The following is a 25437-nucleotide window of genomic DNA, read 5'->3' as shown; positions in this document are numbered from 1 at the left end:
GTTCGTGAAACTTATGCGCGTGTTGGGAAGTTTCCTCAATCGGGCAATCGCATCCCCGTCGCAAGAGGAAGTGAACATGCGGAAGAAAGCCTTCGTTCTCTCTGTCGGTCTCATAACGAGTCTGACCTTTATTCCCAGGACCCCCGGCTTTGCACAAAGCGTCGGAGGCAATGGTGGCCTGAACGTCGGGGTGTCTCTCGGAGGTTCGAGGGGCGTCAATGCCAATGTCGGCGCATCGCTGGGCGGATCCAGAGGTGTCAGCGCCGATGTCGATGCGTCCGTCGGAGGATCGCGCGGGGTCAACACTTCGGCCACAGCATCCGTCGGCGGCAGCCGCGGCGTCAACGCCAATGCCAATGCAAGTGCGGGCGGCAGCCGCGGCCTCAATAGCACTGTCAGTGCATATGTCGGCGGCGGCAACGGCATCGACGCCGATGCGGACGTCTCGCTCGGCGGCAGCCGCGGTCTCAACGCCAATGTGAGTGCGAATGCCGGCGGCGGAAGCGGAGTCGGACTGGACGTTGGCCTCGGGCTTGGCGGTGGCAGCTCGGGCGGCGGCGGAGGTGGACCCGACAACGGCGGCGGCGGTGGCGGACCGGGTGCCGGTGGCGGCGCGGGCGGAATAGGCAACCCCGGCCAAACTCCGATCGCAGCTTTCAACGCCATGTCCCCCAACGAGCGGCGCACGGTGCTGAAGCGCTGCCGCGATGTCGTCAATGGCGGCTATGACCGGGGATTGGTCGCACTCTGCCGTATCCTGCAGTCCAATGCATCGCGCTGAGTGGAGCGGAAGACTTACCTGGATCATTTCACGGTTTCATTGAAACGGTGAAATGATCCAACCTCTCTTCGATAACACCGCGGGCCAGTTCCGCTTCAATTCTGAGCTTGGCTCTGCCCTTGTTGCTCGACCGTCACGGCCACCTTCAGAGTCTCGGTGCCTGTGCCGTGCACCAGTCCCGACACCGGCGCGGCATCGCGGTAGCATAGCCCCGAGGCGATGCGGACATAGCGGTCGTCCGGGCAGACCTTGTTGGCGGGATCGAATCCCACCCAGCCAAGGCCGGCAATGTGCACGTCGGCCCAGGCGTGGCTTGCGGTCTGCTGCGGATGGTCCTCCATCATGAGGTAGCCAGAGACGTAGCGTGCGGGCAGGCCAAGGGTCCGCGCGGCAGAGATCAGGATATGGGCATGATCCTGACATACGCCCTTGCCGCGCTCCAGTGCCTCCTCGGCGGAGGTCCCGACCTGGGTCTCACCCTGTTCGTAGCGTACGGTCTCGTGAATGATCGTCATCAGCGCGTGCATGCGCTCGAGTTCGGTGGCGCCTCCGGCGGCTTTCGCGAGCTCGCGGATCCGCTTGCCCGGCTTGGTGAGCGGGGTTTCGCGGGCGTAGAGCCACAGCGGCACATAGGACTGGTGAGCGCCGACTACGCCGGCCCGGTCTTCCGTTTCGACTTCGCCTTTCGCCTCTATGCAAAGGGTCGTCCGATCGGCGTCGAGGCTGACGAGATGCGTGCGGTTGCCGAACTGGTCGTCATAGCTCACTTCTATGGCGGCGCCGTCCACGAGCGTCTTCCAGTTCCGGACGGTCTGGCCCGGCAAATTTACCGGCGTGAGGCGCAGGCGCTGCAATGCATATTGTACCGGTTCGTCGTAATGATACTCGGTCGTGTGGCTGATTTTCAGATACATCTACGCCCCCTGAAGCTCATTGATAGAACCGGTAACCATCGGAGATTTCCCGGCCGAGGCGATTGTTCTGGTTGATGAACTCCTTGAGATATTGGTGTAGCCCCTGATCCATAATTTCCGCGATCGACTGGCTGCGCAGCAAGCCGAGCGTCTGCTCGGCGGTCTCGTGGGCCGCGTGCCGCTCGCCGTATTCGCGCGCGAGATAACCGAGATTGGAGACTAGCTTGTCGTAGCAATAGGCCAGCGAGCGCGGCATGCGGCCGTTTGCGATCAGGAAGTCGGCGATATTTGCGGGCCTGAGTTCGGCATCATAGACCCAGCCATAGGAGCGGTGTGCGGAGACCGAGCGCAGGATCGACTCCCATTGGACGTTGTCCATGGACGATCCGACCGCGGAGACTGCCGGCAGAAGCACGTAATATTTGACGTCGAGGATGCGGGCGGTGTTGTCGGCTCTCTCGATGAAGGTGCCGATGCGAGAGAAGTTGAATATCTCGTTCCTGAGCATCGTGCCGTGGAAGGCGCCCCGGATAAGCCCGGCCCGCCGCTTAATCGTGTCGATGATCTCCGGCATGTCGGTGGTCTTCGCCCTCCTGGCGAGGATTCCCTTCATTTCGATCCAGCATTCGTTGATCGCTTCCCATGTCTCGCGCGTGAGCGCCGTGCGGACCATGCGGGCGTTGTTGCGGCCGGCCTCGATGCACGACATCACGCTTGACGGGTTGGTGCGGTCACGCAGAAGGAAGTCGATCGCGTCGCCGCTCGTCAATCCTTCGTGGACCTGATCATAGAGTTCGCGCACGTCCGCGCTTTGCAGCACCCCGTCCCAGTCGTCCTCGGCCGCTTCGCTGCGCGTGAGCGACATGCGCAATCCGGCATCGATGAGGCGGGCGCTGTTCTCCGCGCGCTCGATATAGCGGAACATCCAGTAGAGGCCGTTTGCAGTTCTTCCCAGCATGGCCTCAGTCCTCCAGCACCCAGGTATCCTTGGTCCCGCCGCCCTGGCTGGAATTCACCACCAGGGAGCCTTCTTTCAGGGCCACGCGGGTCAGGCCGCCCGGAATGATCTGAACCTTGTCGGAGACGAGCACATAGGGACGCAGATCGACGTGGCGCGGCGCAATGCCCTTGTTGACCATGATGGGCACCGTCGAGAGCGACAATGTCGGCTGGGCAATGTAGTTGCCGGGACGGGATTTGAGCTTCTCGGCGAAGGCTGCACATTCCTTTTTTGTCGCGGTCGGGCCGACGAGCATGCCGTAGCCGCCGGAGCCGTGAACCTCCTTGACGACGAGCTCGGCGAGATGTTCGAGCACGTATTTGAGACTCTCTGGTTCCGAGCAGCGCCAGGTGGGCACGTTCTCGAGAAGGGGTTTGCGGCCGGTATAGAATTCGACAATTTCCGGCATGTAGGAATAGATCGCCTTGTCGTCGGAAATGCCGGTGCCGGGGGCATTGGCGATGGTGATATTGCCGGCGCGATAGACATCCATGATCCCCGGTATCCCGAGGGCGGAATCCGGGCGGAAGGTGAGGGGGTCTAGGAAATCGTCGTCGACGCGCCGGTAAAGCACGTCTATCGCCTCGTACCCGCGTGTCGTGCGCATCTTTACCCTGCCGTCGATGACGCGCAGGTCCGAGCCCTCCACCAGTTCGACGCCCATCATATCCGCCAGGAATGCGTGCTCGTAGAAGGCCGAGTTGTAGATCCCGGGCGTGAGGACGGCAACGCGCGGCTTGCCCTCGCAGCCGGCCGGAGCGAGCGAGGAAAGGCTCTGGCGAAGCAGATTGGGATAGTTCTCTACCGGCCGCACGCGGTTCTGGTGGAACAGCTCCGGAAACATCTGCATCATCGTTTCCCGGTTTTCCAGCATGTAGCTGACGCCGGACGGCGTGCGGGCATTGTCCTCCAGCACATAGTACTGGTCTTCGCCGGTGCGTACGATGTCGGTACCGACGATGTGGGTGTAGACGCCGCCCGGCGGCCGGAAGCCGATCATCTGCGGCAGGAAGGTGTCGTTCTTCTCGACCAGTTCGCGCGGGATGCGCCCGGCGCGGATGATTTCCTGCTTGTGGTAGATGTCGTCGAGAAAGGCGTTGAGCGCGATGACGCGCTGTTCGATGCCTTGGGCGAGCCGGCGCCATTCGCGCCCGGAGATGATGCGGGGTATGAGATCGAAGGGGATCAGTTTTTCGGAGGAATCCGCGTGTCCGTAGACTGCGAAGGTGATGCCCGTCTTACGAAAAATCTTTTCGGCTTCCTTCGATTTCGCGATGAGCCGGTTTCTGTCCTGACTGGCATACCATTGATGATAAGTCGAATATGGCTGGCGCGGGCTGCTGTCCGCATTGATCATTTCGTCAAATGCCAAAGGCTGGTCCCCTTATTTTCGACCATTTGAATACAACGCAGAGTGCAATGCAAGAAGCGTGCACATTTGCCGTCGAAGAAATTTGGCGGGTGGCGGCGCGGCCGGATGCGGCCGTATTCGGCGTTTCCGGGCGAGAACCGGGGCAGCGGCACGCGCAGCCTGGGCTTCCGCTGCGCAGAAAAAACGGGCTGATGCCCGGATTTTAGGCCCTTAGGATTCGAGGAGACGCGTTCAGTAGGTTGTGGAGCGGCGGTTCCTATTCGCTGATGCTATCCATCAGAAAAATTCCTTTGACGGGGCGCTATCGCCGCTCTATCGCGGCAGCGGCGATCCTGCGCGGATCGTCGTGAATCCATTCGCTCAGGAAAGATTTCATGCTCGCCCGCCTGGCCCCGGCCATCTTCGTGCTGCTCTGGTCGACAGGCTGGGTCGTTGCAAAATATGCGGCCATCTTCGCCGATCCGCTGACCTTCCTGGCGCTGCGCTACAGCTTCGCCATTCTGCTCTTCATCGGCTTCTGTCTCCTGAGCGGTGCGCGGTGGCCGCGCTCCGCCACGGCGATCGGCCATGCCGTCGTGTCCGGCATCTTCCTCCACGGCCTCTATCTCGGTGCCGTATGGTGGGCGATCGGGCAAGGTGTGCCCGCGGCGATCTCCGGCATCATTGCCGGCTTGCAGCCCCTGATGACGGCTGCGGTCGCGCCTTGGCTGATCGGCGAGAAGCTGGCGGGTCAGCAGAAGTTGGGTCTTATCCTCGGCTTTTGCGGCATCGCGCTTGCGGTTGCGCCGAAAATGCTGGCGATCGACGCGGCCGCAACGCCGATCCACCTGCTGCCGCTAGCCGTCAACGTTCTCGGCATGGCCGCCGTCACCTACGGGACGCTCTATCAGAAACGTTATCTGCAGACTGGCGACATCCGGTCGATTGCAGCGCTGCAATATGTGGGAGCGCTCCTCGTCACCATCCCCCTGGCGCTCATGCTCGAGGACCTGCGGGTCACCTGGAATATCGAACTTGTCGCGGCGCTCGCCTGGTCGGTCCTGGGCCTCTCGATGGGAGCGATCGCGCTCCTGCTCTATCTCATTCGCCGCGGGCAGGTATCGCGCGCGGCATCGCTCATCTATCTGGTGCCGCCGCTTGCCGCCGGCGAGGCGGCGCTGTTCTTCGGAGAAGCGCTGACCTGGCCGATGATCATCGGCACCGTAATTGCCGTGACAGGGGTCTATCTCACCAACCGAACGGCCGCGGGGGGAACAGCGGCGAGCGAGCCTGCAAAGGAAATGCCGGCGGTTTGACGAGCTCTATGGCGAGGTGCACTCGCACCACTGAACGCGCGCCGTCCGGTGTCGTCGGTCGCAACTTTCCGTGACCGGCTTCCATTGGACGCCGACCTGTGCCAGCTTACGCGCATGTTCGTCGTCGTCGCGCTCCGGCGCTTCCTGTGTCTGCTCGTCTTGCTCGCGGTCGTGATCGGCCCCGTGAGCGTCGGCGCGGCCACGAGCGCGATGGCCCCGTCGGACATGCAAATGGAGGCCATGGCAAGCACGGGTGTCTCCGAGGACATGTCCTGCTGCCCGCGGCAACCGCCCCTAAAGAACGACTGCGGAAGCGCATGCCCTCTAGGGCTGGTCTGCGCCGGCAACATCCTTGCACACGCGAACCGGGCCGAAGGCTGGAGCGTCTACCGCGACGCGCGCGACGCGTCGCACGCCCTCCTGGAGGACAGCGAACTTTCGTCGGCCACCATCGACCCCCCGGCGCGGCCTCCCAAAGCCTGAATCTCACTCTTCGAATCGACGGAACTGCTCCGCCCGACAGAGGTGGGGCGTCCGACCATCGACGTTTTCCAAGGACGCGGCCGACAGGCCCGTCGGGTGAGAGTTCACATGACTGCAATCCATCTTATGCCGAGAGCAGGCCTCGCCTGCCTTGCCCTGGCGCTTTTCTTCACGAACGCCTACGCCGCCGCTACGGACTACCGGTTCGAGCTCGTCGAGCCCGAGATTGCCGAGGGACCGGAAGCGATCGTCGCCGTCCGTCTCATCGACGAGAGGACGAAAGAGCCGCCGGTTTCCGGCGCGATCATTTTTGCGACCCGGCTCGACATGGCGCCGGAAGGTATGGAGGCGATGACCACCGCCGTCGAAGCCATGCCTTCGACAGAGCCCGGAGTTTACCGGTTCAGGACCGATCTCGGCATGGAAGGTGGCTGGCGCTTCAAACTGGCGGCCAAGCTCCAAAGGGAGGCCGAAACCGTTCAGGGTGAACTCCTTCTGAAGGCGATCCCGTGAAGACGCTCAAATTCCTGGTTCTGGTCGGCTCCCTCGTCCTGGCAGGCGAAGGAGGCTACGTAGCCGGGACAGGCGGCCTTACCCAACAGTTCTTCCTTGGGCAACTGCACGAGAACCCACGCCGCCTGCGGCAAAGCCGGCGGGCAAGATCATCTACTACCGGCACCCGGACGGGGTGCCGGAATGTTCGGCGGCGCCGAAGCAAACGGCGGACGGGCGCCCGTTCGTCGCGGTCAGGCAAAGCGAGGATGTCTCTTTCGAACCGCTGGAGGCGGTTGCGGAGGGTCCGGCCGCCAGCGAGCGAAAAATCCTCGATCTATCTCGATCAGGTATTGCGGGAGCGGCGCGCGGCTTGCGCGGCCGAGGGGCGTTCCCTGACGCATTCCGATCTGCAGGAGGCAATCATGGTGGGGGCGGTCGAGCGTGTCCGGCCGAAGATGATGACCGTCGTCGCCATCATGGCGGGGCTTGTGCCGATCCTTTGGAGCACCGGGTCCGGGTCGGAGGTCATGCAACGGATCGCCGTCCCGATGATCGGCGGAATGGTATCCTCGACGATCCTCACCCTGGTGGTCATTCCGGCCGTTTACGGCTTGGTGAAGGGCTGCCGGCTGTCCTCGTCGAGTGCACCGAAGAAAGTCAGTCAATTCAATGCCGCACAACCAATGTTCAAAGGAGAGCAACCATGAGAAGAAGAGAGTTTCTGTTTTCCGCGGCCGCGGCCGCGTCGGCTTGGACGATCGGGCCTGCCTTTGCGGCCGGCCGGGAAATGGTCGTCTACAAGGACCCAGATTGCGGTTGCTGCCATGCATGGGCCGAGGCGATGAAGGGAGCCGGCTTTGCGGTAGGCATAAAGGACGTCGACGATCTGTCTGCGGTAAAGCAGCGCTATGCGATACCGGATGAGATGCAAGGCTGCCATACGGCTGTCGTCGGCGGCTACTACGTGGAAGGCCATGTACCGCTGGATGCCGTGGAAAGGCTCCTCGCCGAGCGCCCGGACATTGCCGGCATCGCGGTCCCGGGCATGCCCGTCGGATCGTTGGGCATGGGGGACGACCCTCGCGCATCCTATGACGTGTTCGCGGTGAAGAGAGACGGCACCAGCGCGATCTATCAGTCCGTCAGACCCAAAGGCTAACTGGCGCAGGTGACGCAGGGCAGTGTCGAAACGGCGGGCATCTACCCGCCGTTCCACGACGTCATTGCGCCTAAGGGCGTTCAGCGCATGAAACACCAAACGCTCTAAGTCTTTGACGCTGCGCACTTATCCTCGAAGTGCTCTCGAGCGGGATGAGGAAAAGTGTGTGCGGTTTTCCGCCCGCATCCCGCGTCTCAACTTCTTGGAACCGATCACGTTCATGTTTTTAGGTCGACCCGACCTAGATCTAGCGCTGATGGCCGCGACCGTCGGCACGCTGCGGTCGATTGCCGCCGCCGTTGCGTTCGCCTGACTGTTCGCTCCCACGGCGGCCGGCCTGCTGAGGTCCGGGCCGCCCATGGTGCTTCTGCGCCTTGTGATTGCGGTGGCCTTCCGGCCGTCCGTCCGCCGGTCCATGCCCGGCAGCACGCTGGTCGCGGCGCTCGTGCGAGCGCTCGTCGCGCAGCAGTTCATCGCCGGCGAATCCGCCGGCTGCCGCCTGGCGCTGCGGCCGATCGCGGCGGGGTCCGCCCTGGCGCTGCCCTGCGCTATTGGCGCGAGGCTGGCCGTTACCACGAGGCTGACCGTTGCCGCGACCGCCACGTCCCTTGGAGGGGCGCGCCTGGTCGGCGGGTGCTTCGCCGCTGGCGACGGCGATCTGGATGCCCATCAGCTTTTCGATGTCACGCAGCAGGCGGATTTCGTCCGGCGCACAGAATGCGATCGCGATGCCGTCGCGGCCGTTACGGGCCGTGCGGCCGATACGGTGCACATAGGCGTCGGGCACTTCCGGCAGGTCGTAGTTGTAGACGTGGGTGACGCCTGGAATGTCGATCCCGCGAGCGGCCACATCCGTCGCCACGAGCACGCGGATCTCACCGTCGCGGAATGCCTTCAGCGCGCGCTCCCGCTGGCCCTGGCTCTTGTTGCCATGGATCGAGGCGGCCTTGAAGCCGACATGGTCGAGATGCTTCATCAGCTTCTCGGCGCCATGCTTGGTGCGGCTGAAAATCAGCGACAGCCCATCGGGATTGGCAGTCAGCGTCTGCTTCAGGATCGTCGTCTTCAGGTCCTTGCCGGGGACGAAATGCACATATTGTTCGACCTTGTCGGCGGCCTTACCCGGAGGCGAGACTTCGACCTTGACCGGATCGGTCAGGTATTCGCCGGCAAGCTCGGCAATCAGCTTCGGCATGGTTGCGGAGAAGAGCAGCGTCTGACGATTCTTCGGCACCAGCTTGGAAATCTTGCGCAGGTCGTGGATGAAGCCGAGATCGAGCATCTGGTCAGCCTCGTCGAGAACGAGGTAGCGAGCCTGTGTCAGCGTCACCGCCTTGCGAGAAACGAGGTCGAGCAGGCGGCCGGGGGTCGCGACGAGAATGTCGACGCCACGGGCGAGCTGTTCGGTCTGCTTGTTGATCGAAACGCCACCGACGACGAGGCCGATCTTGAGCGGGCTCTTCTTTACGAAAAGCTTCAGGTTGGCCGCGATCTGGTTCACCAGTTCACGGGTAGGTGCGAGCACGAGAGCGCGAATGTTGCGCGGATCGGGACGTCTGCCATCGGCTACGAGCTTTTCGATCATCGGCAGGCCGAACGCAGCGGTCTTGCCGGTGCCCGTCTGCGCAAGACCGATGAGGTCATGGTCTTTCAGGACCAGCGGAATGGCTTGAGCCTGGATGGGCGTCGGCTTTTCGAAACCATTGGCGGAGAGTGTCGCCACGATGTGCTCGGAGAGGCCAAGCTCTTTGAAAGTGGACAATGCATATACCTTTCGGGGCGCCAAACGCTCTCGCCGGAACGGCAGGATGCGGTTCCGGTGTCATCTGGCGTCAAGAACCCCGCGTGAATTGGGAACTTGTGGGTTAATAGAAAATCGTCAGGCGCCTGTGCTGCCGCGGAGGGCGGCGATGTTTCGCGCTTTTCCTTCTTCACGGCTTCGAAGTGATGCCGAGGGCGCGCTCACGCGGCGGCCGGAAGGTGACGCAGGCCTTAGATCGTTGTTTTGCGCCGGAAAGTCAAGCCGCATCTTTTCGCCGCTGCGAAGGCAGCGCCGTCTATCACGCCGGCAGGCGCAAAACATCGTCACGGCGAAAGGGCATGACCACGCGCCGAGTTCCGCGGCGATAGCCGGCAAAGAAGCAGCGCGTCATGTATGTTCCCCTTGCAGAAGAAGGGCCTGAGCGTACAATCTGGCCGCTTGGCCTCGCCGATTGCCGGCTGCTGACGGGCTCGTGATGCGAGCAGGCCACGCCGACACGGAATGCGCAGATATTCGGCGGCAAGGAACCTGACGCGGCCTCAGCCGTTCTGTCCGTGAGCCTCGCCAACCTATCTGCCATCGACACGGGGAGACAATAGTGCGGAACCGAATCTGGATACTGACAGCCGATGGAAACACGGCGCGCATCGTGAAGGACGTCAACCTGCTGAAGGATGGCAGGCAGCAGCCGGAGGAGGAGACATTCCAAATCGAGACCAAGCGTCGTCAGGACATCATGGCCGACAGGCCCGGGCGCAGCCATTCGTCGGTCGGTCACGGCCGCTCGGCGATGGAGTATAGCAGCGACCCCGTACGGGAGGAGCAGCATCGCTTCGCCATGGAGATCGCCGGGAAGCTCGACCACTATGCCCACGACCATGCCTTCGAGAACCTCGTGATCTGCGCGGCGCCCAGGACGCTCGGCGACCTGAGGAAGCTGCTCTCGCACCAGGTCAAGGAAAAGACACTTGCCGAAATCGACCGCAATTGCGTCGCCGTCCCCACCGATCAGTTGATCGCGACGGTCAAGTCCGTGGTCTTTCCGGGATAAGCCCAACCGGATCCGGGAAATCAGGATTTGTCGCCGCGCAGCATCTCACGCTTGCCGGCAAAGCCGGGGCGGCGCTCGACGGTGAAGCCCGCGGCCGCCAGGTTGCGGCGGACGAAGCCGGCTGCCGCATAGGTCGCGAAGCTGCCGCCTGAGACGGTCGTGTCGAACACCAGCCGCATCAGTTCTTCCGACCACATGTCCGGATTGCGAGAGGGGGCGAAACCGTCGAGATACCAGGCGTCGAAGTCCGGAGGGGACGCTGAAACGCCGTCGAGCGCCGCGCCGATCACGACGGTGAGCCGTACCTGCCCGGTAAAGGCGATGTCTACCTGGCCGGCCGGGTTCGTGGGCCAATTGGCAACGAGCGCTTGCCGCTCCTCGTCGATTTCCGGCCAATGCGCCAGCGCGCGGTCGATCTCCCCGGCTTGCATGGGAAAGCGCTCGAAGGAAACGAACTGGAGGCTCCCCGCCGCCGGCGACTGTTTCCACTGGCGCCAGGTTTCGCAGAAATTGAGCCCCGTGCCGAAGCCGAGTTCGCCGATCGTGAATGTGCCGCCCGCTTCCCAGCGTTCCGGCAGCCGGTTGCCGGCAAGAAAGACGTGGCCGCATTCGAGCCGTCCGTCGGTGCGGCAATAAAAGTGATCGCCAAATTCCTTCGAATAGGGCATATCGCCCTCGTGCCATTCGAGGTTTTGCCGCGAGGATGAAGGGCTCTGGCCGGGATCGGTTCCTGTCATGGTGAACCCGATAATTCTCCGGCCCGGGAAGGTCAATCGATGTGCGAAGTTTTGATCGTGGGCGGCGGCGTCATGGGGCTCTGGGCCGCCGTGATGGCTGCCCGCGCCGGCCTCGCGACGCGGCTTCTCGAGCGCAGACTGATCGGTTCCGGCGCCAGCGGCGGTCTCCTCGGCGCGCTCATGCCGCATATGCCCGACCGCTGGAACGACAAGAAGCAGTTCCAGTTCGATGCCCTGGTGTCGCTCGAAGGCGAGATCGCCGCCCTTGAAACAGCCACGGGCCTCTCGGCAGGCTATCGTCGCTCCGGCCGTGTCATGCCCCTTGGCAAGCCGCATCTGCGGGAGATCGCCCTTGGTCGCGAGCAGGATGCGGCGCAGAATTGGCATACTCCGGCACGCCGGTTCCATTGGCATGTCCGCGACGCCGATGCAGGCGGTTGGCCGGCCGCCGATGCGGCGCCCTTCGGTGTCGTCCATGACACGCTGGCCGCCCGGCTGGCGCCGCGCAGCCTGCTTGCGATGCTGCGGGCCGCATTGGAGCAATTTCCGCATGTCCGGCTCGAGGAAGGGGCGGAAGTCGTCTCGCTCGATCCGGCGCGCGGCCGGATTTCACTCGCGGACGGGCGCGATTTGACCTGCGATCGCCTGATCCTCGCCGCGGGCGTCGAAAGCTTCTCCTTCATCGACGGTTTGACCGAGCCGCTGCGGGCACCGAGCGGCGGTGCGGTCAAAGGCCAGGCGGCGCTGCTTCGCGCCGATATCGATCCGGCTTTGCCCATCATCTTTGCCGACGGGCTCTATGTCGTCCCGCATGAAAGCGGCCAGGTGGCGGTCGGCAGCACGAGCGAGAACCGGTTCGAGGAACCCTATTCCACCGATGGCCAGCTCGATGCCCTGCTTGCCCGCGCAACGGCTCTTGCGCCCGCTTTGCGCGGCGCCCCGGTGGTCGAGCGCTGGGCGGGCCTGCGCCCCAGATCTACGGGGCGCGAACCCATGGTCGGCCGTCACCCCGATCACGAAAGGGTCTTCGTGTTGACGGGCGGATTCAAGGTGAGCTTTGGACTGGCGCATGCTCTGGCGCGATCCGCGGTCGACGAGATTGCCGGCCGTCCAGCCAGCGCGCTCCCCCAAACTTTCCAATGTGCGCACCATATCGCGGCATTGCGATAGGCGAGGCTGGCTTCACGACCCCGTATGGCCTGCGTAATTCGTCAATCTGTCACGCAAATCACTTAACACGCCGCCATTGGATCTCGAACGGGACGCGGGCGGAGCGCACGTTTCCTTATTCCGCTTCCACGGACTTCCGGAGCTTGCGCCATGCGCTATGCGATCTGTTTCACCCCGCCGATGGGAGACCCGCTTTCTGCGGCAGCTGCCAGCTGGCTCGGCCGCAGCGTCTATTCCGGGGAGGCCGTGGAACTGCCGTCGATTGCCGGCCTTGCGGTTTCGGAGATGGCCTTTTACACGGCCGTTCCACGCCGCTTCGGCTTTCATGCAATGATCATGGCGCCCTTCCGCCTGAGGCCGGATATGGACGAAGCGCAATTGCTCAAGGCCATGATGCTTTTCACGAGCGGGGAGACGCCGTTCCAGATCGAGCGGCTGGAGGTTGCGCGCCTCAGCCAGTGCTGGGGGCTGATGCCAGAGGTGCCCAGCCAGTCGATGCATCTGCTCGCCGCCCGAGTCCTGCAGGCGCTCGACCGGTTTCGCGCTCCGCTGAGTGAGGACGATATCGAACGGGCGGACCCGGACAGGCTCACGGCTCCGCAATTCACCAACCTGCATCGCTGGGGCGATCCCCATGTGATGGACGAATATCGCTTCCACATGCCGCTGACCGGCCCTCTGAACGTCGATGTGGGGCGGCGGGTTGAGGCCCCCTTGCGCGGATTGTTCGAACCGCTGCTGACCGAGCCGCTCCTGATCGGCAGCCTCGCCCTGTTCATCGAGCACGAGCCCGGAGCGCCGATGCGCGTGCATTCGCAGCATCCGCTTGGAAAGATTTCAGCGCGCCCGCGGGCCAAGGCAGGACTCTCGGTCGGGCAGCGCCCCGGCACGGACACTCTTGCCACGCCGCCGGTCGCGGTGACCGCCTCGCTCCCCGGCAGGCCGTAACCTCGGAATCGCCATTTTTCTCATCTCGACAATCCGGTGCGGGATGCTACCGTTCCGGAAAAGTCGAAGGGTGAAATCATGTCCGAGAATTCCTATCCGCGCGACCTCGTCGGCTACGGGCGCAGGCCGCCTGAGGTGCGTTGGCCGGGCGACGCCAATATCGCCGTGCAGTTCGTGCTGAACTATGAGGAGGGCGGCGAAAGCTGCATTCTCGACGGCGATCCGGCGTCCGAGTGTCTGCTGTCGGAGATCGTCGGCGCTCAGCCATGGGCTGGACAGCGCAACCTCAATATGGAGTCGATCTACGAGTATGGCGCCCGCGCCGGCTTCTGGCGGTTGTGGCGGATGTTCACGAACCGGGGCGTGACGCTGACGGTCTATGGCGTGACGCTCGCCATGGCACGCAATCCGGAAGCCGTCGCCGCCATGAAGGAGGCCGGCTGGGAGATCGCCAGCCACGGCCTGCGCTGGCTCGAATACAAGGACGTTCCGGAAGACATCGAGCGCCAGCACATCCGCGAGGTCGTGCGGCTGCACACCGAACTGACCGGCGAGCGCCCGCTCGGCATCTACCAGGGCAAGCCCTCGGCAAATACGCTCAAGCTCGTGCTGGAGGAGGGCGGTTTCCTCTATTCCTGCGATTCCTACGCGGACGAGCTTCCCTATTGGGTCCCCGGACCGACGCCCGGCAATCCGCATCTCATCATTCCCTATACGCTCGACGCCAACGACATGCGCTTTGCGACCAATCAGGGCTTCAATTCCGGCGACCAATTCTTCACCTATCTCAAGGACACGTTCGACGTGCTCTATGCGGAGGGCAGGGAAGGCAGCCCGAAGATGATGAATATCGGCCTGCACTGCCGTCTGGTCGGGCGGCCCGGTCGCGCCGCGGCGCTTGCGCGGTTCATCGACTATGTGATGTCCCACGACAAGGTCTGGGTGCCGCGCCGCATCGACATCGCGCGCCACTGGTACGAACACCACAAGCCCAACGGTACGCGCTGATGTCGGAGCGCGATGATTTCATCCGGCGCTTCGGCGGCATCTTCGAGCACTCGCCCTGGGTCGCGGAACGCGCCTATGATCGCGCGGCTTCTTCCGGATTGACCGCTGGCAACGTCCATTCGGCGCTCTGCAACGCGTTCCGCGCGGCTTCCCCGGCCGAACGGCTTCGGGTATTACGGGCTCATCCTAATCTTGCAGGCAAGCTGGCGGTGGCGGGCGAGCTCACGGCCGCTTCGAAAGCCGAGCAGGCGTCTGCCGGTCTCGACCGGCTCTCCCCCGAAGAGCATTCGCGCTTCACCGGGTTGAACACGACCTACACCAAGAAATTCGGCTTTCCCTTCATCATCGCGGTGAAGGGGCTGACGAAGGAAGACATCCTCGCCGCTTTCGAGAGGCGCATTGACAATTCCAAGGAAGAGGAATTTGAAACGGCCTGTGCCGAGGTGGAGCGGATCGCCCGCCTGCGGCTCCGATCCATGCTTCCGGGAGACGACAATGCCTGACACCATTCCTGATCTGTCCGTCTGTGCGGCCGGGACGCCACGTTTCGCGTCCGGGCCTTCGCGCGTCAACGCGCAGAGAGCCGGAACGGCAGGCTGATGTCGCATATGCTTTCGATCGAGCCTCTGACCAGGGAGGCTTTCGCGCCGTTCGGCAGCGTCATCGAGGCCGACCCGGCCTCGATGCGCTTCATCAATGGCGGCAATACCGAACGGTTTCACGCGCTCGCGCGCGTCGATGCGGCGGGAGAGGGTGCCGGCGTCATCATCAACATCTTTCGCGGGCAGCCCCGGGTATTTCCCTATTCCGTGACGATGATGGAGCGCCATCCGCTCGGCAGCCAGAGCTTTTCGCCGCTCCGGGACCGGCCGTGGCTGGTTGTAGTCGCCGAGGATGAAGGCGACCGTCCGGGCCGGCCGAGGGTCTTCATTGCGGGTGGCAGGCAGGGCGTCAACTACGGCCGCAATGTCTGGCATCATCCGCTGATGTCAGTGGGCGCCGTCAGCGAGTTCATCGTCGTCGACCGCGAGGGGCCGGGTAACAACCTGGAAGAATTCCACTACGACGAGGCTTTCGTCATTCCCGATCCATCCAAAGGGTGAATGCGATGAGCAAGCCAGGCCGCCTGACGACCCACGTCCTCGACACCGCGCTCGGCAGACCGGCCCACGGGCTGAAGATCGATCTCTACCGCCTCGAAGGCGATGCGCGGCACCTGATCCGTAGCGTTCATACCAACAGCGACGGCCGTGTCGGTGGACCGCTCATGGAGGGGGCCGGGTTGACGACCGGGACCTACGAACTCGTCTTCCACGCCGGCGACTATTTAAGGTCAACCGGAGTTACGCTTCCGGATCCCGCCTTTCTCGAGCTCGTTCCCCTGCGCTTCGGCATTGCAGATGCCGACAGCCATTACCACGTGCCGCTGCTGCTTTCGCCCTACGGGTACTCCACCTATCGCGGCAGCTGATGGCGCGTCGGTAGGCCGCAACCCGATCACGGGCTGACAAAACGCGCTACGAGAAGAAAAGTTACGTAAATCATTATCGCATGAATACATATAAGTAGCCACCGTGGAATGTATAATTATGTATACTTGATGATAGCGTCTATTAGTTAAAGCATTAAAAACCAAGCAAGTAGAAAGAACCAGATATAAAGTCATCCCCGTTACCTCGCTTCGTGGCTCTGCAGGCGCGCACTCGCCATATCCCGCGAGTTAACAACTTCCGGCTACGCGACGATCGACTCATGAGGGTTGATGGTGCGGCTCCGGACGTGCCTACTCGGCGATGATGTCGCGGCCGACCTCGGTGATGCGGCGTTTGCCGCAGAGCGCCATGGTGGTGTCCATCTCTTTGCGGATGATGTCGAGCGCGAGCGTCACGCCTTCCTTGCCGAGCGCGCCGAGGCCGTAGAGGAAGGGGCGGCCGATATAGGTGCCTTTCGCACCGAGCGCGATCGCCTTCAGGACGTCCTGGCCGGAACGAATGCCGCCGTCGAGGTGTACCTCGATCTGGTCGCCGACGGCCTCGACGATGCGCGGCAGCATGCTGATCGAGGAATGCGCGCCGTCGAGCTGGCGTCCGCCATGGTTCGAAACGATGATTGCGTCGGCGCCGGTCTTCGCCGCAATTTTTGCGTCTTCCGGATCGAGAATGCCCTTGAGGATCAGCGGACCGCCCCAGCGCTCCTTGATCCACTCGACGTCCTTCCAGGAAAGCTGCGGGTCGAACTGTTCGTTCGTCCAGGCCTGAAGCGAGGAGAGATCGGCGACGCTCTTGGCATGGCCGACGATGTTGCGGAAGGTACGGCGGTTGGTGCCGAGCATCTTCATGCACCAGCCGGGCCGCGTCGCCATCATCCAGAGGTGTTTCGGCGTCAGTCGCGGCGGCGCGGACAGGCCGTTGCGAAGGTCCTTATGGCGCTGGCCGAGGATCTGCAGGTCGAGCGTCAGGACGAGGGCGGAACACTTCGCGGCCTTGGCCCGGTCGATCAGATCGAGCACGAATTCGCGCTCGCGCATGACATAGAGCTGGAACCAGAACGGCTTCGTCGTCACCGAGGCGACGTCCTCGATCGAGCAGATGCTCATGGTCGACAGCGTGAAGGGAACGCCGAAAGCCTCGGCCGCCTGAGCCGCCAGCATCTCGCCGTCGGCATGCTGCATGCCCGTCAGGCCGGTGGGGGCGAGCGCAACCGGCATCGAGACCTTCTGCCCGATCATCGTCGTTTCGAGCGAGCGGTCGGACATGTCGACCAGCACCCGCTGGCGCAGCTTGATCCCGGCGAAATCCTCCTCGTTGGCGCGGTAGGTTCCCTCCGTCCATGCGCCGCTGTCCGCATAATCGAAGAAAAGCTTCGGCACGCGCCGTCTGGCCAGGGCCTTGAGGTCCCGTATTTCGAGAATCTGCGTCATGGATCGGCCTCATCGAGTGAATGACAGCCGAGCCCTTATCATGATTTCGGAGGGCTTGTAATAGTTGCAGAAAGCGAGAGGTCAAAAAATCTTACCTCTTGTTTTCAACTCTGCTCAGGCTGCGCCATGGGTTGATTTGCAGGGCCTGCCGGCGACGTAGGTCTCGACCACGGCGCGGTCGTCGCCCATCGTCTGCAGGAGAAAGAGTTCGTCGGCCAGCGAATTGACCACTTCGGCTCTGAGCGCCATTGCAGGCGTTGCCGCCATGTCGAGTACCGTAATGTCCGCATCGGTGCCGGGCTCCAGCGTGCCGATACGGTCGGCGAGAGACAGTGCCTCGGCATTGCCGCGGGTCATCATGTAGAAGCTGTCGAAGGGGTTCAGCCTTTCGCCCTGCAATTGCAGGATCTTGTAGGCCTCGTCGAGCGTCTTCAGCATCGAGTAGCTGGTGCCGCCGCCGATGTCCGAGGCGACGGAAACGCGCACCGGTTTTTGCCGGCGCTTGAGCGCCCGCAGGGGAAACAGGCCGGAGCCGAGGAAGAGATTGGACGTCGGGCAGAAGACGGCGACCGAGCCGGTCTCGCTCATCGCATCCGCTTCGCGCTCGGAGAGGTGGATGCAATGTCCGAACAGGCTTTTCGGCCCCAGCAGCCCGTAGCGGGCGTAGACGTCGGTATAGTCGGTCGCTTCCGGATAGAGTTCCGAGGTATAGGCGATTTCGTCGCGGTTCTCGGAGAGATGCGTCTGCACATGCAGGTCGGGAAACTCGCCGACGAGAAATTTCGCGACCTCCATCTGCTCCGGCGTGGAAGTGATGGCGAAACGGGGGGTGATGGCCACATGGTTGCGGCCCTTGCCGTGCCAGTCGGCGATGACAGCGCGGGTCTCGTCATAGCTCATCTCCGGCGTGTCGAGCAGGCCCTGCGGCGCATTGCGGTCCATCATCACCTTGCCTGCGATCATGCACATGCCGCGCTTCAGGCTCTCTGCGAAGAAGGCGTCGGCGGAGGTCTTGTGGACCGAACAGTAGGCCGTCGCCGTCGTCGTGCCGTGGCGGATCATCTCGTCGAAGAAATGGCGGGCGATCCGCTCCGCATGCGCCGTCTCGACGAAACGGCATTCCTCGGGAAAGGTGTAGGTGTTCAGCCATTCGAGCAGATCGGCCGCGTAGGAGGCCATCACCTGCATCTGCGGGAAATGCAAATGCGTGTCGATGAGGCCCGGCACGATCAGGTGCGGGCGATGGTCGATCTCGGGGACCTCCTCAGGCGCTGCCGCCTTGACCGCTGCATAGGAGCCGGATGCCATGATCACGCCGTTCTCGACGAGAAGGGCACCGTCGCTTTCGTAGGCATAGGCGGCACTGTCGTCGATGCCTTGAGGTTCGCGATGGAAGCTCAGCAGGCGGCCGCGAATGAGGGTGGATGTCATCGTGTCTCCCCGACGGCGCTTTCGAACCAGGCCGTCACCAGCCTGCGCTCTTCCGCCGTCATGTCGCTTATGTTGCCGGGCGGCATGGCATGGCTGCGCCCCGCCTGGATATAGATTTCCCGCGCGCGGGCAGCAATCTCGGCGTCGCTTTCGAGCGTGACGTCGTTGGGAGCCCGCACAATTCCTTCATAGACCGGCTCGGCCGCGTGGCACATGCTGCAGCGGGTCGAGATCGTCTCCTTGATTGCGGGAAAATGCGCGTTTTCGGCAAAGCGCCGGAAGGCCGGTGCCGTGTCGGCCCGTTCTTCTCCCGTCAGTATTTTCGGCGCCGTCGAGAGCCACATGATCAGGATGAACAGGAGCGTGGTGACAAGCCAGGTCCAGGTGGGCCTGCCCTTGCGCGCATGCGTGGTGTTGAACCAATGACGGATCGTAACGCCCATCAGGAAGACGAGCGCCGCGATGATCCAGTTGAAGGCCGTCGCGAAGGCGAGCGGATAGTGGTTCGATAGCATGAAGAAGATGACGGGCAGCGTCAGATAGTTGTTGTGCAGCGAGCGCTGCTTCGCCTGCGCGCCGAGCCTTGGATCCGGCATGCGGCCGGCGATCAGGTCGGCGACGACGATCTTCTGGTTGGGGATGATGATCAGGAAGACGTTGGCCGACATGATCGTGGCGGTGAAGGCGCCGAGATGCAGGAAGGCGGCGCGGCCGGTGAAGACCTGGGTATAGCCCCAGGCCATGGCGACCAGTACCAGATAGAGCAGCGCCATCAGTCCCCAGGTGCTTTTCCCGATCGGCGATTTGCAGAGAAGGTCATAGAGGACCCAGCCGAGACCGAGCGAGGCAAGCGAGATCAGGATCGCGGTGGTGGCCGAAATGTCCAGGACATGCCGGTCTATGAGGAAGAGGTCGGCGCCGCCATAATAGACGATGCAGAGCATGGCGAAGCCGGAGAGCCAAGTCGCGTAGGACTCCCACTTGAACCAGGTGAGGTGCTCCGGCATGGCGGCTGGCGCCACGAGATATTTCTGGATGTGATAGAAACCCCCGCCATGGACCTGCCATTCCTCGCCATAGGCGCCCGGGGGCAGATGGTCGCGTTTTACGAGACCGAGATCGAGCGCGATGAAATAGAAAGACGAGCCGATCCAGGCGATGGCAGTAACGACATGCAGCCAGCGGACGGCGAAGGCCAGCCATTCCCAGGCAATGGCGAATTCATACATTCGAGGTCCCTTTTCTCTCCGTTCGCACAACCTTGCGAGAAAAACGGGAAGCGGGGAAGGGGCGATCTCCGTAGTTTCACGGTGTTGGGCGTCCTGTCCGAAAGTCGCTTCCGATACTTCAGTGCGGGTCTCGACGAGCGTCCGGAGCGAGCTTGCCAAGAATCCAGTCTCGGAAAGCGCGGATCTTCGGGGTGTTGCGGCGGGCGTGCGGATAGACGAGCCAGTAATCGTGGCCGTCGCTGCATCGCAGTTCGAACGGCTGGTAAAGCCTGCCAAGCGCCACGTCGTCGGTATAGAATTCAGGCATCAGGATCGCGACGCCTTGGCCGGCGACCGCCGCCCTGGCTTCGAAGGCCTGGGCGCCGAGCCGGCTTGCCGGACGGCCGTCGAGATCCGGATCGTCCACCCCCGCAGCGCGAAACCACAAGGACCACCACGGATCTCGAGGGTCGATGATGCGGAGCTTCAAAAGGTCCCGCGGCGTCCGCACGCCGCCGATCGTCTCCGCAAGGGCTGGGCTGAGCATCGGTGCAAACTCCACCCGCATCAGCCGATGGCTGACGAGGCCGGGCCAGTCGCCCTTGCCGGAGCGGATCGCGACGTCGACCGACTCCTTGTTGAAATCGATGATCGCGTCGTTCGCCACCAGACGCACTGCAATATTCGGATGATAGAGTTGGAACGTTCCGATTTCCCGGGCGAGCCATTGCGAGGCAAAGGTCGCCGTGGAGTTGATCAGCAAGGCCGCTTCCGTATTCCCGCGCGCCGAGGCGACCGCCTCCTGCAGCATCTCGAAGGCTTCCGTCACTTTCGGAGCCAGGTGCTGCCCAACCTCCGTGAGCGTGATCTGCCGCGGACGTCTCAGGAAGAGCGGCTCACCGATATTCTCCTCGATCAGCTTGATCTGGTAGCTGACCGCCGTCTGGGTCATGCCGAGTTCGTCGCCCGCCTTGGTGAAACTGCCGAGCCGCGCGGCCGCCTCGAAGACCTTCAGCGCATTCAGCGGAAACTGCTTCGACATCTTCATGGATAAGTTCTCTTGATGCATGCAGACGGATGTTCGATTGGAATCGGAGCATCTATCCGGGCATCCTGCAAGTCAACTTCACCGCTTTGAAAAGGTGCTCAGATGTCCTGCGATCTTACAGAATTTACTGAAAGAAAGCCGATTCTCCCACTGAACGGGATCATCCGGTTTGCCGCTTCGGCACTGCGCCGCATAAGAGGCCGGAGCTTAAGCCTCGACCTCGAATCCACATCCGAATACATGAAAAAGGACTTGGGGTTTCTCGACGGCCGCATGGCCCGGCAGGACGACGACCTGCTGCGGTAGAGAGGCTGTTCATTCGAACTGTTCGCTGCAGTTCAAGGCCTGTTGAGATTCGGGATACCCCGCCGTGGCTTGTTTGATCTCCTCATCCCTGTGCTCGTCACAGGGATCCAGCCACACCAACTCCTTGGGCTGAAAGAATTCCTCCCGCGCCGCAGACGCGGGGCTGCTCCCATCTCTGTGACGAGCACAGAGATGAGGGTGAGGAGAGATTGCAGTTCTCCATCTCGCAGCAGCCGTCATAAACTCAAGATGAATCTCAACGGGCCCTAGACCGCATGCGGGCGGAAAACCGCACTCCTCATCCCGCTCTAAGCCGCTCCACCGCCATCAGGACGCGCTCGGGCGTTGCCGGCGTATCGAGCCGGGGGCACTCGCGATAGCCGGCGATGCTGGCGACGGCCATCGACAGAGCCTCGACCACCGAAATCGGCAGCATGAGGGGCGGCTCTCCTACGGCCTTCGACTTGCCGATCGTCTCTTCCACATTTTCCGACCATTCGGCGAGGCGCACGTTGAAAGTCTTCGGCCGATCCGAGGCAAGGGGTATTTTGTAGGTCGAGGGCGCATGCGTCCTCAGCCGTCCCTTCTCGTCCCACCAGAGCTCTTCCGTCGTGAGCCAGCCCATGCCCTGAACGAAGCCGCCCTCGATCTGGCCGAGATCGATCGCCGGATTAAGCGAACGGCCGACGTCATGCAGCACGTCGACGCGATCGACCATGTATTCGCCTGTCAGCGTATCGATCGAGACCTCGGAAACGGCCGCGCCATAGGCAAAGTAGTAGAAGGGTGTGCCGCGGCCGGCGGCCCGGTCCCAATGGATGCCAGGCGTCGCATAGAAGCCGGCGGCGGAGAGCTGGACACGTGCACCGTAGGCCTCCTGCACGAACTGCGCAAAGGGCACGAGCTCGTCGCCGATCCGGACATGATTGGCCACGAAGGTGACGTTTTCGGCCGTTGTCTGCCAGCGCTCGGCCGCAAAGGCGACGAGCCGCTCCTTGATCTGACGCGCAGCATCGAAGGCGGCCATGCCGTTGAGGTCGGAGCCGGAGGAGGCGGCTGTCGCAGACGTATTCGGCACCTTGCCGGTCGTGGTCGCGGTTATTTTCACCCGGTCGATGTCGATCTGGAAACTGTCTGCAAGGACCTGCGCCACTTTCGTATAGACGCCCTGGCCCATCTCGGTGCCGCCGTGGTTGAGGTGAACCGAGCCGTCCGTGTAGATGTGGACGAGGGCGCCGGCCTGGTTCAGATGTGTGAGGGTGAAGGAGATGCCAAATTTCACCGGCGTCAATGCAATCCCCTTGCGGATAACCCGGCTCGATCTGTTGAATTCGATGATCGCCGCCCGGCGCGCCTGATAGTCGGCGCTCGCTTCCAGCTCATCGACGATCCGGCGGATGATGTTGTCTTCGATCTTCTGGTGATAGGGCGTGACGTTGCGGCCGGAATGCGGGTCGCCATAGAAGTTCAGCTTGCGGATTTCGAGCGGGTCCTTCCCGAGCGCGTAAGCGATCTCCTCGATGATCCGCTCGCCGCCGAGCATGCCCTGCGGCCCGCCGAAGCCGCGAAAGGCGGTGTTGGAAACCGTATTGGTCTTAAGCGGTTGCGAGGTGAGCTTCACATGCGGATAGAAGTAGGCGTTGTCCGCATGGAAAAGGGCGCGGTCGGTGACGGGACCGGAGAGATCGGCGGAGAAACCGCATCGCGCGGCATAATTCGCCTGGACCGCCCGGATGCGTCCCTCCTCGTCGAAGCCGACATCGTAATTTACCAGGAAATCGTGCCGCTTGCCGGTGGCGGTCATGTCGTCGTCCCGGTCCGGGCGGAACTTGACGGCGCGGCGAAGCTTGCGCGCGGCGACGGCGGCGAGTGCTGCAAACTGGTTGCCCTGCGTTTCCTTGCCGCCGAAGCCGCCGCCCATGCGGCGGACATTCACCGTGATGGCGTTGGAGGGAACGCCGAGCACCTGCGCGACCATACGCTGGACTTCGCTCGGATGCTGCGTCGATACCCAGACGGTCATTTCGTCATCCTCGCCGGGAATCGCGAGCGCGATATGGCCTTCCAGATAGAAGTGCTCCTGGCCACCGATTCGCATGTGCCCCTGGATGCGGCGAGGCGCCCGCTCGAGCTCGCCTTCGGCGTCGCCGCGCTCGAGCGTCAGCGGCGGGGTCACCAGCTCGCCGCCGGTTGCCACGGCATCGATGACATCGATCGCCGGCAGGAAGTCACGATAGGTGATCCTGGCGAGCCGCGCGGCGCGGCGGGCGACGTCGCGCGTTTCGGCGATGACCGCGAAAGCCGGCTGGCCATGGAACTCCACCCGCCCGTCGGCAAGCACCGGCTCGTCGTGCAGATGGGTGGGGCTGATGTCGTTGGAATGCGGCATGTCCCTGGCCGTGAGCACGCAGACGACGCCGGGCACGGCGGCGACGGCGGCGAGGTCCATCTCCAGGATTTCCGCATGCGCCCGGTCCGTGAGGCCGAGCGCGCCATGCAGGGTGCCGGCGGGTTCCGGCATGTCGTCGATATAATCGGCGGTGCCCGCCACATGCTTGTGGGCGCTGTCGTGACGGAGCGGTGCGTGCATCGGTCCGGTGATTGTGGCGCGGCTCTCCAGGGTGGACTTATCCATGCCGGGGCCTCCTGACGAGGAATTTGCCCCTCATCCGCCTGCCGGCGCCTTCTCCCCGCAGGCGGGGCGAAGGGATAAGCGGTGCGCGCTCGTCCTCTCTGCGAGCCCGTTCGTCGACTGGGAGGAAGGAAGCGGCGTACTCGTCCCCTCTCCCCGCAAGCCAACCGGTCAGGGGCAATTCCGATCCGCCAATATCGCGACAGGCGCTCATGCCACTTCCTCGAGCCGCTGCAACCGGACCGTCTCTCCGATGCTCTCGAGGAAGAAGCGCATCAGCAGGTTTTTTGCCGCAAGCATGCGATAGGCACCGGTGGCCCGCAAGTCGGTGATCGGCTGATAGTCGGTCTCGAAGGCGGCCTGCGCAGTGCGGACCGTCTCCTCCGTCCAGGCCTGACCGATCAGCGCTGCTTCGACGGTCTTCGCCCGCTTCGGAGTTGCCGCCATACCGCCGAAGGCTATCCGTGCGGTTTTCACCCGGTCGCCGTCGAGCGAGATGCGGAAGGCGCCGAGCAGGGCGGAAATGTCCTCGTCGCGGCGCTTCGAGATCTTGTAGGCGGCAAAGCGCTCGTCCGCGGGCAGAGCCGGGACGAAGAGGCTCTCGACGAATTCACCGGGCCTGCGATCCTGCTTGCCATAGGCGATGAAGAAATCCTCGAGCGGCAGCGTCCGCTGGCCGTCCTTCGAGCGCAGCGTAACCGTCGCGCCGAGAACGATCAGGGGCGGCGGGCTGTCGCCGATCGGCGAGCCATTGGCGATATTGCCGCCGATCGTGCCCATGTTGCGCACCTGGTCGCCGCCGATGCGGTCGAGCAGCCGGCCCAACGACGGATAGGCTGAAGACAGGGCCTCGTGCGCCGCCGTATAGCTCACGCCTGCACCGATCGTCAGGCCTGCTGTCGAGCTTTCGATCCGCTGCAATTCGGCGATGCCATTGATGAAGACCACCGGATTGAGCGAGCGCATCTGCTTCGTCACCCAGAGCCCGACATCGGTGCAGCCGGCGACGATGGTCGCGCCTGGATGATCAGCGAGAACACCTGCCAGGTCCGCAGCGTCGACGGGTACGATCAGACAGTCCGTGCCGCTGCGGACGACGATCGTCTCCGTTTGCCCCATCGCCTGAAGGCGCGCCGTAACCGCTTCCCGCGTGCGGGTGATCGGGTCGAAGAGAGCGGCCGGGCGCTCCGCCGCCGCGGCTTCCGCCGCGCGCACGATCGGTTCGTAGCCGGTGCAGCGACAGAGATTGCCCTGCAGCGCCTTTTCTATCGCCGCGCGGCTCGGTTTTTCATTGGCAAGCCAGAGCCCGTAAAGCGACATCACGATCCCCGGAGTGCAGAAGCCGCATTGGGAGCCGTGAAAATCCACCAGTGCCTGCTGCACCGGATGCAATGTGCCGTCTGAGGCAGCCAGGTGCTCGACCGTCACGACATGCGTGGCATTCAGCGAGCCTGTGAAGCGGATGCAGGCGTTGACGCTTTCATAGACGAGGTTTTCGGCTCCGCCGCCGTCCTTCGAAAGCCGGCCGACGAGCACGGTACAGGCGCCGCAGTCGCCCTCCGCGCAGCCTTCCTTGGTGCCGGTGAGGCGGCGCTCCAGCCGCAGAAAGTCGAGCAGCGTCGCTGTCGGCGCGACGTCGGAAAGGGCGATCTCGGTGTCGTTCAGGATGAAGCGGATGCTGTCGGATGCCTGTGCCATGCCACTTCCTTATCCCTCA

Annotated in this window: 24 protein-coding genes and 1 pseudogene; 14 read left to right on the top strand and 11 right to left on the bottom strand. The window is 63.2% G+C overall.

Going from position 1 to position 25437, the window contains the following annotated elements; genetic code table 11:
• Positions 1-76: 76 nt before the first annotated feature.
• Complete coding sequence (locus PZL22_RS02020) at positions 77-781, top strand: hypothetical protein (protein WP_003535947.1); 705 nt, start codon at positions 77-79, stop codon at positions 779-781.
• Positions 782-876: 95 nt separating this feature from the next.
• On the opposite strand, the gene PZL22_RS02015 is transcribed toward PZL22_RS02020, so the two are convergent.
• From PZL22_RS02015 to PZL22_RS02005, 3 genes are read right to left on the bottom strand one after another with little or no spacing between them, the layout of a single operon-like run.
• Positions 877-1695 carry a transglutaminase family protein gene (locus PZL22_RS02015; protein ID WP_003535945.1) on the bottom strand — a complete coding sequence of 273 codons (819 nt, stop codon included), beginning with the start codon at positions 1693-1695 and terminating at the stop codon, positions 877-879.
• Between the two features lie 16 nt (positions 1696-1711).
• Positions 1712-2653 (bottom strand): alpha-E domain-containing protein, encoded by a 942-nt coding sequence (locus tag PZL22_RS02010; RefSeq protein WP_003535943.1) that lies wholly within the window; start codon positions 2651-2653, stop codon positions 1712-1714.
• Between the two features lie 4 nt (positions 2654-2657).
• Positions 2658-4052 carry a circularly permuted type 2 ATP-grasp protein gene (locus PZL22_RS02005; protein WP_013850494.1) on the bottom strand — a complete coding sequence of 465 codons (1395 nt, stop codon included), beginning with the start codon at positions 4050-4052 and terminating at the stop codon, positions 2658-2660.
• A gap of 389 nt (positions 4053-4441) precedes the next feature.
• Between PZL22_RS02005 and PZL22_RS02000 the strand changes: the two genes are divergently transcribed.
• The 5 genes and pseudogenes from PZL22_RS02000 to PZL22_RS01980 all read left to right on the top strand — a co-directional run bounded on the left by PZL22_RS02000 (position 4442) and on the right by PZL22_RS01980 (position 7499).
• A complete protein-coding gene (locus PZL22_RS02000; protein WP_003535940.1) occupies positions 4442-5362 on the top strand; it encodes a DMT family transporter in 921 nt (306 codons plus the stop codon).
• A gap of 30 nt (positions 5363-5392) precedes the next feature.
• Positions 5393-5845 carry a hypothetical protein gene (locus PZL22_RS01995; protein ID WP_164817837.1) on the top strand — a complete coding sequence of 151 codons (453 nt, stop codon included), beginning with the start codon at positions 5393-5395 and terminating at the stop codon, positions 5843-5845.
• A 108-nt stretch (positions 5846-5953) separates the two neighbouring features.
• Complete coding sequence (locus PZL22_RS01990) at positions 5954-6358, top strand: FixH family protein (RefSeq protein ID WP_003535936.1); 405 nt, start codon at positions 5954-5956, stop codon at positions 6356-6358.
• A gap of 314 nt (positions 6359-6672) precedes the next feature.
• Positions 6673-7047, top strand: a pseudogene (locus PZL22_RS01985) (efflux RND transporter permease subunit); the annotation flags it as partial.
• On the top strand, positions 7044-7499 hold the full coding sequence (locus tag PZL22_RS01980) for a DUF411 domain-containing protein (RefSeq protein WP_127516785.1): 456 nt from the start codon (positions 7044-7046) through the stop codon (positions 7497-7499). The pseudogene PZL22_RS01985 and the gene PZL22_RS01980, both read left to right, overlap by 4 nt.
• A gap of 247 nt (positions 7500-7746) precedes the next feature.
• On the opposite strand, the gene PZL22_RS01975 is transcribed toward PZL22_RS01980, so the two are convergent.
• The gene (locus PZL22_RS01975) at positions 7747-9261 is read right to left on the bottom strand and encodes a DEAD/DEAH box helicase (protein WP_284718434.1); all 1515 of its coding nucleotides are present in this window, start codon (positions 9259-9261) and stop codon (positions 7747-7749) included.
• A 598-nt stretch (positions 9262-9859) separates the two neighbouring features.
• Between PZL22_RS01975 and PZL22_RS01970 the strand changes: the two genes are divergently transcribed.
• Positions 9860-10312, top strand: coding sequence for a host attachment protein (locus PZL22_RS01970; RefSeq protein ID WP_003535926.1), 453 nt, complete (start codon positions 9860-9862; stop codon positions 10310-10312).
• Positions 10313-10332: 20 nt separating this feature from the next.
• On the opposite strand, the gene mnmC2 is transcribed toward PZL22_RS01970, so the two are convergent.
• Positions 10333-11049, bottom strand: a complete 717-nt coding sequence (mnmC2, locus tag PZL22_RS01965) for a tRNA (5-methylaminomethyl-2-thiouridine)(34)-methyltransferase MnmC2 (protein WP_003535925.1) — start codon at positions 11047-11049, stop codon at positions 10333-10335.
• A gap of 39 nt (positions 11050-11088) precedes the next feature.
• Here mnmC2 and PZL22_RS01960 point away from each other — a divergent pair, with 39 nt between their 5' ends.
• The 6 genes from PZL22_RS01960 to uraH all read left to right on the top strand — a co-directional run bounded on the left by PZL22_RS01960 (position 11089) and on the right by uraH (position 15646).
• Complete coding sequence (locus tag PZL22_RS01960; protein WP_003535923.1) at positions 11089-12219, top strand: NAD(P)/FAD-dependent oxidoreductase; 1131 nt, start codon at positions 11089-11091, stop codon at positions 12217-12219.
• 150 nt (positions 12220-12369) lie between these two features.
• Positions 12370-13167, top strand: a complete 798-nt coding sequence (locus tag PZL22_RS01955) for a DUF1045 domain-containing protein (protein WP_003535921.1) — start codon at positions 12370-12372, stop codon at positions 13165-13167.
• 78 nt (positions 13168-13245) lie between these two features.
• Positions 13246-14175: an allantoinase PuuE gene (gene puuE, locus PZL22_RS01950; RefSeq protein ID WP_003535918.1), complete on the top strand. Its 930-nt coding sequence runs from the start codon at positions 13246-13248 to the stop codon at positions 14173-14175.
• Complete coding sequence (gene uraD / locus PZL22_RS01945; protein ID WP_003535916.1) at positions 14175-14678, top strand: 2-oxo-4-hydroxy-4-carboxy-5-ureidoimidazoline decarboxylase; 504 nt, start codon at positions 14175-14177, stop codon at positions 14676-14678. The genes puuE and uraD overlap by 1 nt, the downstream gene beginning before the upstream one ends.
• A gap of 96 nt (positions 14679-14774) precedes the next feature.
• The gene (locus PZL22_RS01940; RefSeq protein WP_003535914.1) at positions 14775-15278 is read left to right on the top strand and encodes an ureidoglycolate lyase; all 504 of its coding nucleotides are present in this window, start codon (positions 14775-14777) and stop codon (positions 15276-15278) included.
• A gap of 5 nt (positions 15279-15283) precedes the next feature.
• Positions 15284-15646 carry a hydroxyisourate hydrolase gene (gene uraH, locus PZL22_RS01935; protein ID WP_284718433.1) on the top strand — a complete coding sequence of 121 codons (363 nt, stop codon included), beginning with the start codon at positions 15284-15286 and terminating at the stop codon, positions 15644-15646.
• 312 nt (positions 15647-15958) lie between these two features.
• On the opposite strand, the gene PZL22_RS01930 is transcribed toward uraH, so the two are convergent.
• From PZL22_RS01930 to PZL22_RS01915, 4 genes are all read right to left on the bottom strand, one after another.
• Positions 15959-17095, bottom strand: a complete 1137-nt coding sequence (locus tag PZL22_RS01930; protein ID WP_284718432.1) for an alpha-hydroxy acid oxidase — start codon at positions 17093-17095, stop codon at positions 15959-15961.
• A 114-nt stretch (positions 17096-17209) separates the two neighbouring features.
• Positions 17210-18526, bottom strand: a complete 1317-nt coding sequence (gene guaD / locus PZL22_RS01925; protein ID WP_284718431.1) for a guanine deaminase — start codon at positions 18524-18526, stop codon at positions 17210-17212.
• Complete coding sequence (locus PZL22_RS01920) at positions 18523-19755, bottom strand: urate hydroxylase PuuD (RefSeq protein WP_127516787.1); 1233 nt, start codon at positions 19753-19755, stop codon at positions 18523-18525. Before PZL22_RS01920 ends, guaD begins: the two co-directional genes overlap by 4 nt.
• Before the next feature lie 118 nt (positions 19756-19873).
• Positions 19874-20782, bottom strand: a complete 909-nt coding sequence (locus tag PZL22_RS01915; RefSeq protein ID WP_003528533.1) for a LysR substrate-binding domain-containing protein — start codon at positions 20780-20782, stop codon at positions 19874-19876.
• 102 nt (positions 20783-20884) lie between these two features.
• Between PZL22_RS01915 and PZL22_RS01910 the strand changes: the two genes are divergently transcribed.
• Positions 20885-21088: a hypothetical protein gene (locus tag PZL22_RS01910; protein WP_127615574.1), complete on the top strand. Its 204-nt coding sequence runs from the start codon at positions 20885-20887 to the stop codon at positions 21086-21088.
• 298 nt (positions 21089-21386) lie between these two features.
• Here the strand turns inward: PZL22_RS01910 and xdhB are convergent, their stop codons facing one another.
• Entirely contained in the window at positions 21387-23723 is a 2337-nt protein-coding gene (gene xdhB, locus PZL22_RS01905) for a xanthine dehydrogenase molybdopterin binding subunit (RefSeq protein WP_284718430.1), read from the bottom strand.
• Positions 23724-23930: 207 nt separating this feature from the next.
• Positions 23931-25418 (bottom strand): xanthine dehydrogenase small subunit, encoded by a 1488-nt coding sequence (gene xdhA / locus PZL22_RS01900; protein ID WP_284718429.1) that lies wholly within the window; start codon positions 25416-25418, stop codon positions 23931-23933.
• Between the last annotated feature and the right edge of the window lie 19 nt (positions 25419-25437).

This window comes from Ensifer meliloti, assembly GCF_030064585.1.
GTDB lineage: Bacteria > Pseudomonadota > Alphaproteobacteria > Rhizobiales > Rhizobiaceae > Sinorhizobium > Sinorhizobium meliloti.
This window is presented reverse-complemented; position numbering and strand designations above follow the sequence as displayed.

What these genes read in the sequence shown, in the direction of transcription:
- PZL22_RS02020 (WP_003535947.1), top strand. Translation starts at nt 77, where the DNA reads ATGCGGAAGAAAGCCTTCGTTCTCTCTGTCGGTCTCATAACGAGTCTG.
- PZL22_RS02015 (WP_003535945.1), bottom strand. Translation starts at nt 1,695, where the DNA reads ATGTATCTGAAAATCAGCCACACGACCGAGTATCATTACGACGAACCG.
- PZL22_RS02010 (WP_003535943.1), bottom strand. Translation starts at nt 2,653, where the DNA reads ATGCTGGGAAGAACTGCAAACGGCCTCTACTGGATGTTCCGCTATATC.
- PZL22_RS02005 (WP_013850494.1), bottom strand. Translation starts at nt 4,052, where the DNA reads ATGATCAATGCGGACAGCAGCCCGCGCCAGCCATATTCGACTTATCAT.
- PZL22_RS02000 (WP_003535940.1), top strand. Translation starts at nt 4,442, where the DNA reads ATGCTCGCCCGCCTGGCCCCGGCCATCTTCGTGCTGCTCTGGTCGACA.
- PZL22_RS01990 (WP_003535936.1), top strand. Translation starts at nt 5,954, where the DNA reads ATGACTGCAATCCATCTTATGCCGAGAGCAGGCCTCGCCTGCCTTGCC.
- PZL22_RS01980 (WP_127516785.1), top strand. Translation starts at nt 7,044, where the DNA reads ATGAGAAGAAGAGAGTTTCTGTTTTCCGCGGCCGCGGCCGCGTCGGCT.
- mnmC2 (WP_003535925.1), bottom strand. Translation starts at nt 11,049, where the DNA reads ATGACAGGAACCGATCCCGGCCAGAGCCCTTCATCCTCGCGGCAAAAC.
- PZL22_RS01960 (WP_003535923.1), top strand. Translation starts at nt 11,089, where the DNA reads ATGTGCGAAGTTTTGATCGTGGGCGGCGGCGTCATGGGGCTCTGGGCC.
- PZL22_RS01955 (WP_003535921.1), top strand. Translation starts at nt 12,370, where the DNA reads ATGCGCTATGCGATCTGTTTCACCCCGCCGATGGGAGACCCGCTTTCT.
- puuE (WP_003535918.1), top strand. Translation starts at nt 13,246, where the DNA reads ATGTCCGAGAATTCCTATCCGCGCGACCTCGTCGGCTACGGGCGCAGG.
- uraD (WP_003535916.1), top strand. Translation starts at nt 14,175, where the DNA reads ATGTCGGAGCGCGATGATTTCATCCGGCGCTTCGGCGGCATCTTCGAG.
- PZL22_RS01940 (WP_003535914.1), top strand. Translation starts at nt 14,775, where the DNA reads ATGTCGCATATGCTTTCGATCGAGCCTCTGACCAGGGAGGCTTTCGCG.
- uraH (WP_284718433.1), top strand. Translation starts at nt 15,284, where the DNA reads ATGAGCAAGCCAGGCCGCCTGACGACCCACGTCCTCGACACCGCGCTC.
- PZL22_RS01930 (WP_284718432.1), bottom strand. Translation starts at nt 17,095, where the DNA reads ATGACGCAGATTCTCGAAATACGGGACCTCAAGGCCCTGGCCAGACGG.
- guaD (WP_284718431.1), bottom strand. Translation starts at nt 18,526, where the DNA reads ATGACATCCACCCTCATTCGCGGCCGCCTGCTGAGCTTCCATCGCGAA.
- PZL22_RS01920 (WP_127516787.1), bottom strand. Translation starts at nt 19,755, where the DNA reads ATGTATGAATTCGCCATTGCCTGGGAATGGCTGGCCTTCGCCGTCCGC.
- PZL22_RS01915 (WP_003528533.1), bottom strand. Translation starts at nt 20,782, where the DNA reads ATGAAGATGTCGAAGCAGTTTCCGCTGAATGCGCTGAAGGTCTTCGAG.
- PZL22_RS01910 (WP_127615574.1), top strand. Translation starts at nt 20,885, where the DNA reads ATGTCCTGCGATCTTACAGAATTTACTGAAAGAAAGCCGATTCTCCCA.
- xdhB (WP_284718430.1), bottom strand. Translation starts at nt 23,723, where the DNA reads ATGGATAAGTCCACCCTGGAGAGCCGCGCCACAATCACCGGACCGATG.
- xdhA (WP_284718429.1), bottom strand. Translation starts at nt 25,418, where the DNA reads ATGGCACAGGCATCCGACAGCATCCGCTTCATCCTGAACGACACCGAG.